Here is an 8,982-nt window from a genome sequence, read left to right as displayed (position 1 = left end):
GGCCCGAAGATCCGGATCTCCGGCACCATGGGCTTCGGCCGGTTGAAGATCCGCCACGCCCGCCGTTAGCCGACCGAGTCACAGGGCAGTCGGCTGCCGCTGGCTCGCAGCAGGGTCATCACTCCGTCGTCGCCTGCACGTCGTCCCTTGTGTCACACGAATCTGGCAGAGAGGGGTCAAGCCGAACGGCGGAACCATTCAGGACCGACATCCCGTGCGGTCAGCCATCCGAACCGATCGGCGCCACCCGTTGATCGCCCGGCTCGGACGAAATCTCACATAGTCCGTGTGGCGTCACTACTCTGACCCGAGTGAACAGGCTGGGCGATGCGGAACTGGACGCGTTGGTGGAGCGGCCACCGTGGACGCCTACGACGAGTACGAGCAACGCGCCGGGTTCCATTGCCTGTTTGAAACAGCATCTGCGTGTGCCTTCCGGACCACCGTCCTGGGTGTCGAGGTGACCGTCACGAGGGACGATCTAGGGCGCGCGGTCACTGACTGTAGAAGATCACCGGATGTTCGTGGTCGGTCGAGCAGCCGTAGAACCCGCCGTGACTGAAGCGGCTGATCACCAGACCGGTCGGTTTATTGGCGGCCCAGTAGGCGTCAAGCTCAAGGCCGGTGTCCTCCACAGGCTGCCAGCGGGGTGGCCCATCCTCCTGATCGGACTCGCCGCCCCATTCGGAACTGTCCAGTTGCAGGATGAGGCGTGCCTGGGAGCCGCACACGTCACAGGTGGGATGCTGTCCCATGTCCGTAACATTCCACGACATGCCACCGCCCACTTTGCAGCCCGAGGCGATCGACAGGCCGTACAGGTAGGCAGGGTATTCGCCCTCCCACTCTTCGATTTCATCCTGGAGCTTCCGAGGCAGTTCCTCGATGTAGGGGTACTCGACGATCGGCTCCGGGTCGAGTAGGCAAGGGATCGGCATCGCCCATTCCTCGACTTGACGTGGAGCGGGCGGGACCGCAAGTACCTCGGTGACGTCCGCCGCCCGACGCCACCGCAGGCAGGCCCCTTCCCTCGGCACCAGCGCATCATGTGCGGGGCACCAGAGGATCTGCATAAGATCGAAGTCCGCCGGAAAGTGAAAGTCAGGGATATCGGAGGCATAGAGCTGCGCGATCGGGACCATGGCAACCGGCTCCGGATGCTCTAGCCGTCCCCAGTCATTGGGCTTGTTGTGACAGGACGGCCAGGGCTCGTCCACCGGCCACAAAAGCGGTCCGCCGATGTGACTGTCACCGACCCCAGGATTTCCGCGACGCGGATGCAACCTCACTGCCGTGCGAGCGTGCCCGGCGAGATCCGGGAACACTTCGGTGATGTCCAAGACCGGAGGACGAGTCGTATACGCCATGAACACACCCTCTCGCGCCCCGACGACAAACCCGACCGACCACCCCGGCTGGTGCCCGTGTCAGCGGCCAACCGGCTGACGACACTGGGACATCCACGGCGCTCTCGCCCCTGCGAACACCGTGCGCGGTGCTGTGGCAAGCAGTAGCGACTCCACGGCGAATCGCTTAACTTCTGAAGTCAAGGTAGCTAATGCCCAGATGCGGCAACCGGCTGAATCTCAGCCGCATACGACCTGGGTGACGACTGGGCCGTCCGAGAACCCCGGCGACGGTCACCTCTACTGATCACTGCCGCCACACCCGAGGAGAGGCATCCCCCTAGGCCGCCATGACCAGGCCGAAGAGAGGCCGAGCCCGCCTCGAGGGCCTGGTTGGCGGCTGCCTATGCCCTGGTGGAGCGAACGGTCAGGATGAAGTGGGTCCACTCTTGGCGGGTGAGGACGAGAATGGGACCGTTACCGGACTGCTTGGCGTCGCGTAGGCCGATGGTGCCGTTGGGGGAGCGGCCCACCTCCACGCAGTTCGAGTCCGGGACACTGTAGCTCGACTTACGCCAGCCGCTGTACTGCTGCTTCACGTTACGGGCCTGCCTGTTCGTTCAGCCGGTCGGCCGTGTCTGTCAGAAGAGCAAGGCTCTCCAGGGCGGGCAGTGTGGCCTGCCGGAGACGGTCATGTAGACGTTCATACCCTGCCACTTCGTCCGGAGTCGTGTGAACCAGGCAATTACTGGTCTCGGTGACGACCAGGCACGGATCGTTCGTATCGGGGAACGTGTAGATAGTGTATGAGGATGCTGGAAGACGGCCGGGCGGGACCCGCGCCTCCAGCGGTAGGACGAGGATGGTGAAGCGTGGTTCGCGGGTGACGAGTTGCACCATGTGGCGGAGCTGCGTCACCATGACATGTTTCGGAACCGCCAGCCTCTTCAAGACGAACTCGTCAATGATGACCTCGACCGAAGGACCACCTGGCCGGAAGACGTTCTCCTGTCTCCGCTGACGTGCTTCGACACTTTTTTCGGGCACATAGTTGATCCTGGAGCCCTCGACCTTGTCCAGGTCGATGAGCGCCCAGTGGTATTCCAGGCACTGGAGAAGTCCAGGTAGAGCTGTCTGGTGGTATTCGCGGATCGTCGCGGCGCCGGATTCAATGTTGGCGTACATGCGTTGTCGTGCGCCCATGGCATCGCCGTAAGAGTCCCACCAGCCGCGTGCATTGGCTTCGAGTGCGATCTCGATGATCTTCTGGGTGTGCTCGCGGGGGGTGTTGAGTGCATTGAGGATGTTCGAGACGTCGCCGACGTCGGGGCGGCAGCGGGCGTTCTCGAGCTTGGAGATCGTCGTGCGGGAGCGGAAGATCGCTTTGGCCAGCTCGTCAGCGGTGATGCCGCGCTGCTCGCGCAAGGTCCGTAGTTCGGTGGCGAGTCGTTGCCGGCGGACGAAGGGACTGGTCACCGGTGACCTCCGTGATCGGGCCGGTGAGGGCTGGGGTGAACTGCTGACCGAGGACAGCCGAGCTAGTGACTAAGGGTTATCATGCAAACGCCAAGCGTGTCATCGATTGTGGTTGTCTCGAACAGCACTCGACGAATGGCTACGCACCGAGGACGAACGTGCGCATCCATGCACGTTCACGAAAGCGCACGTCGTCGTCCGAACAGGCCACCTCCACCTCGACACGCGACTCTGGTTCGCCGGGTGCGTTGACCTGCGGCGTGTTGCCCATATGAAGGCGTCGAATGGGCAATACGCCGCAAGTCAACGCGGGGAGGCCCTGGCTGACGTTTGCGGTTACCGCGCTAGCCGGCTGTGCGTGGCAGGGTGGGCGGAACGGGGTTTTCCGATCGGTCGAGCCAGATGTGCTGCGTCGTGGCGGTGACGGTGAGGCCGAACCGGGACACGGCCGGCTCGCCCATCTCCTCCCAGCGTTCGCGGGTTCGGTGCCTGACGTCCTGCGGCATCCGCTGATCCCGCAACGGCATGAACCAGGCGGGGCACCTGAAGCGCCCTTCGGCCGTCCCGTCCTCCCCCACGGTGAGGACCGCCAGCGGATCGTCGGGGTGGAACGTCGGGCCCCAAGGGACGAGGATGAGACCGCCCGGCCGCGTCTGCCGCACCCACGCGTAAGGCAGTCGGCACACCGCGGCCGTGGCGATGACGCGATCGTAGGGAGCGCTCGCGCCGTGCCCGTGCGCGCCGTCCCCGGTCACCACCTCGACGCGGCAGTCGGCCCGCGCGAGTGCGGTGCGCGCCTGCTCGGCCAGACCGGGATCTATCTCAACCGACGTGACATTCTGCGGCCCGGCCAGCTCCGCCAGCAGCGCCGCGTTGTAACCGGTGCCCGTGCCGATCTCCAGCACCTTCATGCCCGGTTCGACATCAAGCGCTTCGAGCATCGTGGCCACGATGCTCGGCGCGCTCGCCGAGCTGGTCGGCCACGTCCCTCGCTCGGTGGCCCCGTCATCGACCTGCGTGATGATCGAGTCATCGGATCGGACGAGTTCCAGCCACCGGTCCGGGGCGTCCGCACGCCGCAGGGGGACGGCGAAGCCGTCGTCCCGGCGCACCCAGATCGTGTCCGGGACGAACGCCTCACGCGGCACCCTGCGCAGCAACTCGTCGATGTTCACCCCTGCCGCCCGGTGCCGCCGCAGCCGGTGCAGGGAATGTCCCGGGACTTCCCGTCAGCGTTGGTGGCGATCTTCCCCGTCCCCTGGCACATGCCGCAGGGCACCTGCTTGCCGTGTTTCCCCATGCCGACGACTCCTTCGGTGATTCACCGTTGAGGCCGACCCGCGTAGTGGGCGCGGCCGGCTGGACGTGTCCGGTGAGGGCCGGGGGCGACCGCTGACCGGAAACGTTCTGTCGTTCTGACTCTGTGTTATCAGTCGATCGCCAAGCGTGCCGCAGATCGAGCTGCTCCGAATGGCCTTCCGCGAGCATGTGCGTCCCGGAGACGAGCGTGCGCATCCGTGAACGTTCATGATCATGCACGTCCGCCGCGCGAACGTCCCTGCCGTCAACGCACCACCTCTGCGGAGGGGGCCGAATACCGAAAAGGCGCAGGCGGACATCGCTTGCCGTTCCTGAGCATGAGGACGTCATTCCGGAACGTCCATGTGAGGTGATCAACGTTGCTCGCGGTGCCCATTCCGGCGAAGCCCGAGACGTCCATGTACTGGCGGCGGGAATTCCACGGCAAGGCGGATCAAATCCGGCTTGTCCGGGCATTCGCCGCGCATCTACTGGCCAACTTTTCGAGCCTGGACGACATACTCCTCGTCCTGGACGAACTCGCCGTGAACGCCGTCCGGCACACCCGCTCAGGCCACGACGGCGGACGGCTGATCGTCGAGATCAGCATGGACGTGGCGGGCGTCATCGTCTACGTCACCGACCAGGGCGGCCCGGACGAGCCGCACCTCCGGGACATCACCGATCTGGCCGAGGGCGGACGGGGCCTGCTCGCCGTCGAGGCCCTGACCGCGACCTGGTCATGGACCGGTGACACCCAAGGCCGCACCATCCGCGCCACCTTCCCCCGCGAACGCACATCACCTGACGAGTGCGTGCGCCCCGCTTGTTTGGAGGTGACGTGATGACTCTCGAAATGCCCTTCGCCCGAACCGGCGGAGTCCCCTGCGGGCTGACCGCCGAGAGCCGGCGAGCCATATCGGCGGAGACCGATCTCGATCTGGCCGTGGCATGGCTGCAGCGGCGGTACCCGGACCTTTGCATCTGGTGGGGCGAGTACACCGGCTCTATCTGGGCCCTGCTCCCCGACCAACTGGTCGAGGCGAAGAACGCCCTTGCCCTTGCCCGCCATATCGACACCATCCGCGAGCGCTCCGTCCTTCGGCGCGCCGCGGCCGAACCCGTCCAGCGCGCGAATTCACTCCCTCGGACACCCCACGGCGCCTGGACCGACCGAAGCACGCTGACTCCACCCGCGGCCCGTCGGTATCGGCCCACCGCCGCAGCAAAACACGAATGGCGTGGCGGCCTTCTCCGGCGCCTGTTCGCCGGCGGCTGGCGCATCCTGTTCGGTGAAGCAGGGGCACCTCAAACGTCATGAAAGCCGTCGATCACCGACATAGCCGGGCCCTCGCGTCCCCGCCCGTGAACGGTCCTACCGAAGCCGGAAGCACTGTGCGGGCGCGCCGCAGCGGTACGCGCGTCTGCGGCCGAGCGCGCATAAGAAAAGCCGCAATTCTTTCGCGCGCTGGCTGCGTAGGTAGCCGAAAACGACGCGTCCGCACACGGCGCTCACGCGAACGTGCACGGCACGACGCATGAATGACGCACGAGCGTCGGTTGCATGGAGAAGGGCCCGACCCTCTGAGTGAGAATCGAGCCCCTGACCTGCACGGGAACCCTCTGCGGTTCTGTCGGGGTGGCGGGATTTGAACCCACGACCTCTTCGTCCCGAACGCCAAAACATGGCCATTTGGGGGTCATGCAGGTAAAGCTGATTCGCGTTAAAATCCCAGGTGGGCGGCGGGTTCCGGTGTCAATCGCTCACGGACAAGGATGGCCGGTTCGCCACCGTCCACGGACAAATCACGGACGGATGATCATGGGGAGATCGCCTCGTGGGATACGCGAAGAAGCGCAAAGGCAACAACGGAAAGTACCGCTACACGGCCTGCTACGTCGACATCAAGGGCCGCCTTCGGTCAGCCGGGACATACTCCAACAAAAGGGAAGCCGACAAGGCATGGCAGCGAGCCGAGGTGGAGGTCTCAAGAGGCCGAACCGGCGACCCGGGCCGCGGAAAGCAGCGGTTCAAGGACTACGTCGAGCAGGTCTGGCTCCCGAACCACCAGGTCGAGGCCACCACCCGTGAGAGCTACACGTACGCGATCTACAGGAACATCATGCCGACGTTCGGCTCGATGCGGATGATCGACATCCTCCCCGAGCACGTCCGCGCGTGGATCACGGCCCTCAAGAACCAGGGCATGAAGCCCGTGAACATCCGCTACAACAAGATCGTCCTCAGCGCCATCTTCACGACGGCGATGGACGACCAGGTCACCTTCATCCACCCCTGCCGCGGAGTCCGCACGCCCCCGGTCGTCCGCAAGCCCCTAGAGATCATCACGCCGGAGCAGTTCGACGACGTCTACAACGCCCTCCCCGAAGGAACCTTCCGCCTCCTGGCCGAAACCGAGATCGAGAGCGGCCTCCGCTGGGGCGAACTCAGCGAGTTGCGCGTGAAGGACGTCAACCTCCGGACCCGCATCCTCACGGTCAGCCGCACGGTCGTCGAGCTGAACCCGAAGTTCCACCCGGAAGGCCGCCACTTCCTCGTCAAGGACTACCCGAAGGACAAGGAGTTCCGCCGCTTCAAGCTCAGCACCCAGATCATCGAGAAGCTCGAGGACCACATCCGGGCCGCCAACCTGACCCAGGACGACCTCCTCTTTCAGATGCCGCCCCAGGACAAGCCCCGAGCCCGCATCACCGAGATCCCAGACCCCGAGACACTCGGCCGCACGGAACCCAACGAGAAGGGCCGCACCTACAACCACGGCACCCTCAGTGGGTACACCGCCGGCCGCTGCCGCTGCGACTACTGCCGAGGCGCCTTCACCCTCTACCGCGCCGCCCGCCGCGCGAACGGCAAGGACAACCCCCGCCCCCGCCGCGTCCGCGAGACCGACGGCCACATCCCCAACGACTGGTTCCGCCGCAAGATCTGGTACCCCGCCCTGGCCGCCGCCGGCCTCAACTTCAAACCCACCATGCGCGACCTACGCCACGCCCACGCCTCCTGGCTCCTCAACGGCGGCGCCGACCTCCAGGTAGTCAAGGAACGCCTAGGCCACGCCTCCATAGCCACAACCGAGCGCTACCTACACACCCTCCCCGACGCCGACGAGACAGCCCTCGAAGCCCTAGCCAAAACCCGCAACCGCTCAACCGCTCGGTAGCAGAAAGGTAGGCGAGAAGGGCTGGACACTCCGGCCCTTCTCGCCGCAGGCGCCATCGATGCGGAAAAGCAATTACGCGATTATCGAGCCTCACCCGAGCTGTTGCGGCAGTTGATGCGAGGTGGGGCTCGTGCCGCTGTAGCTGCGGCCGTGATGGCCAATCACGACCCCGGCCGGTAGACCAGGTGCGGTCTCCGACCTGGTCAACCGAGACTTCATGCTAACTATCATGCTAGTTAGCATGGTTATGGTCTGAGATGAAATGCTCGGCGGGGAGCTCGCCGAGATCGTCGGCAACCTTCGCATCATCGGCGCAGACAAGCCCACGGCCCTGCATGATTACGCCGGGCGGAACGCCAACCGTCTCTGCTCAAAAGGTTGTCAAGGATCCAGCCTTGCCCTATCCAGCTTGGCAATGAACGACGTCTTGCGCTTGTGGCGCTCCCGCAGGTCGGCCAGGTAGCCGGCGAAGCCGCTTTCGTCACCGGATCGCCGGTACGCCTCACCGAGCCGGATGATCGTCTTGACCGCCTTGTTGTAGCGGTATTTGTCACCGGTCGCGGCCAGTTGTAGCTCGATCAAGTCCTGGTAGGGCGCGATCACGTCGGCCGGTTGATCGATCTCCCGGAGTTCGATCAGCCGGAACCACTCCGATTCGTGCAGCTCGTTCGGGTGGGCGACCGCCAGGCCCCACGCCTCGTTCAGGAGCTTCTCGGCGATCAGGACGTTGAGCAGGTCGGTGACGTAGCGGCGGTCGACCTGGGCCCGGCCACGGATCACGCTCAACGCCGAGTCGCGCAGGTCGGGCCACTGGCCGACCCGTTCGGCGGTCTTGCGCAGGGCTATGTAATCGATGTGCATCGTCCGGTGCTCCAGCGCCGCCCGGCGCAACGCGATGGCCTCGTCCCCGCGGCCGTGGTCCAGCAGTAGATCCACCAGCCGGTCCCGTAGCTGGTCGGCCTGGTGGCCCGCCCTGTCACGCGCCAGTCCCTCGCGGGCCCACCATTCCGCGTCGCCGTCCCGTCCGGCCGCCCGCAACGCCTTCACGATTTTGGTGTAGCGGTAGGTGCCGCGCAGATCCTCGGCCAGCACCGTGACATGTGCGTCAACGTCGCCCGATACTGCCGCCAGCTGCTCCCGCAGGTCCCGCACGCCCACGAGGACCGCCCACGAGTCCGGATCATCGGCGGCGCGGCGGTCCTCCACGAGCCGGGCGAGTTCGGCCAAGCCCCGCTCTCCCAGCGCGTCTTTGAATACAGCCAGCCGGGTCTCCGGCCAACCCGGCCCGTCCAGCCGCATCTTCACCAGCCACGCAGCGAGCCGCTTGGCGTCCGGGGGCGCCGCTGTGCACGCCTTGGCGTACAGGAGCATCAGCTCACCCAATCGATCGCCCACGATCCCTGACGAGTCGTCCATGTGCAGCAACGCCGAGGTGACGCGCTCCACCGCTCGGCGTGCCAGGGGGACGGCCTGCGCTGCCGCTTCCCGCTTGATCAGCCGGTCGATCTCCGCCGCCACCTCGTCGGCCCGCGCCCCATACTCCCGGCGTCCCCGGTACGGATCCCGGCGGCGATCCCACCGCAGTCCGTCGATCAACCGCCGCACCTCGATGACCTGTGAATCCGCCACCGAGCCATTCAAGCCGAACGGCGGAACCACCCAGGACCGACATCCCGTGC

9 protein-coding genes are annotated in these 8,982 nt (G+C 65.6%); 3 read left to right on the top strand and 6 right to left on the bottom strand.

Annotated elements, in window-relative coordinates:
- Positions 1-494: 494 nt before the first annotated feature.
- The 5 genes from E1200_RS04975 to E1200_RS35150 all read right to left on the bottom strand — a co-directional run bounded on the left by E1200_RS04975 (position 495) and on the right by E1200_RS35150 (position 4,122).
- Positions 495-1,340, bottom strand: a complete 846-nt coding sequence (locus tag E1200_RS04975; RefSeq protein WP_131950587.1) for a DUF1963 domain-containing protein — start codon at positions 1,338-1,340, stop codon at positions 495-497.
- A gap of 410 nt (positions 1,341-1,750) precedes the next feature.
- Complete coding sequence (locus E1200_RS04970) at positions 1,751-1,945, bottom strand: DUF397 domain-containing protein (RefSeq protein WP_131950586.1); 195 nt, start codon at positions 1,943-1,945, stop codon at positions 1,751-1,753.
- A 1-nt stretch (position 1,946) separates the two neighbouring features.
- Positions 1,947-2,822 (bottom strand): helix-turn-helix transcriptional regulator, encoded by an 876-nt coding sequence (locus E1200_RS04965; RefSeq protein WP_165950200.1) that lies wholly within the window; start codon positions 2,820-2,822, stop codon positions 1,947-1,949.
- A gap of 344 nt (positions 2,823-3,166) precedes the next feature.
- A complete protein-coding gene (locus tag E1200_RS04960) occupies positions 3,167-3,997 on the bottom strand; it encodes a methyltransferase domain-containing protein (RefSeq protein WP_131950584.1) in 831 nt (276 codons plus the stop codon).
- Positions 3,994-4,122 (bottom strand): hypothetical protein, encoded by a 129-nt coding sequence (locus E1200_RS35150; RefSeq protein WP_279483915.1) that lies wholly within the window; start codon positions 4,120-4,122, stop codon positions 3,994-3,996. The genes E1200_RS04960 and E1200_RS35150 overlap by 4 nt, the downstream gene beginning before the upstream one ends.
- 388 nt (positions 4,123-4,510) lie before the next feature.
- Here E1200_RS35150 and E1200_RS04955 point away from each other — a divergent pair, with 388 nt between their 5' ends.
- From E1200_RS04955 to E1200_RS35145, 3 genes are all read left to right on the top strand, one after another.
- On the top strand, positions 4,511-4,966 hold the full coding sequence (locus E1200_RS04955; protein ID WP_243708344.1) for an ATP-binding protein: 456 nt from the start codon (positions 4,511-4,513) through the stop codon (positions 4,964-4,966).
- Complete coding sequence (locus tag E1200_RS04950) at positions 4,966-5,442, top strand: hypothetical protein (protein WP_131950583.1); 477 nt, start codon at positions 4,966-4,968, stop codon at positions 5,440-5,442. The genes E1200_RS04955 and E1200_RS04950 overlap by 1 nt, the downstream gene beginning before the upstream one ends.
- A gap of 517 nt (positions 5,443-5,959) precedes the next feature.
- A complete protein-coding gene (locus E1200_RS35145) occupies positions 5,960-7,303 on the top strand; it encodes a site-specific integrase (protein WP_131950582.1) in 1,344 nt (447 codons plus the stop codon).
- Between the two features lie 381 nt (positions 7,304-7,684).
- On the opposite strand, the gene E1200_RS04940 is transcribed toward E1200_RS35145, so the two are convergent.
- Positions 7,685-8,932 carry a hypothetical protein gene (locus E1200_RS04940; RefSeq protein WP_131950581.1) on the bottom strand — a complete coding sequence of 416 codons (1,248 nt, stop codon included), beginning with the start codon at positions 8,930-8,932 and terminating at the stop codon, positions 7,685-7,687.
- Positions 8,933-8,982 lie beyond the last annotated feature (50 nt).

Source organism: Actinomadura sp. GC306, from assembly GCF_004348665.1.
In the GTDB taxonomy this organism is placed as follows: Bacteria; Actinomycetota; Actinomycetes; order Streptosporangiales; family Streptosporangiaceae; genus Spirillospora.
The sequence above is the reverse complement of the archived record's forward strand: the minus strand, read 5'-3'. Positions and strand labels throughout refer to the sequence as shown.

Excerpts from the sequence above, each read along its gene's own strand:
- E1200_RS04950 (WP_131950583.1), top strand. The coding sequence starts at position 4,966 with ATGACTCTCGAAATGCCCTTCGCCCGAACCGGCGGAGTCCCCTGCGGG.
- E1200_RS35150 (WP_279483915.1), bottom strand. The coding sequence starts at position 4,122 with ATGGGGAAACACGGCAAGCAGGTGCCCTGCGGCATGTGCCAGGGGACG.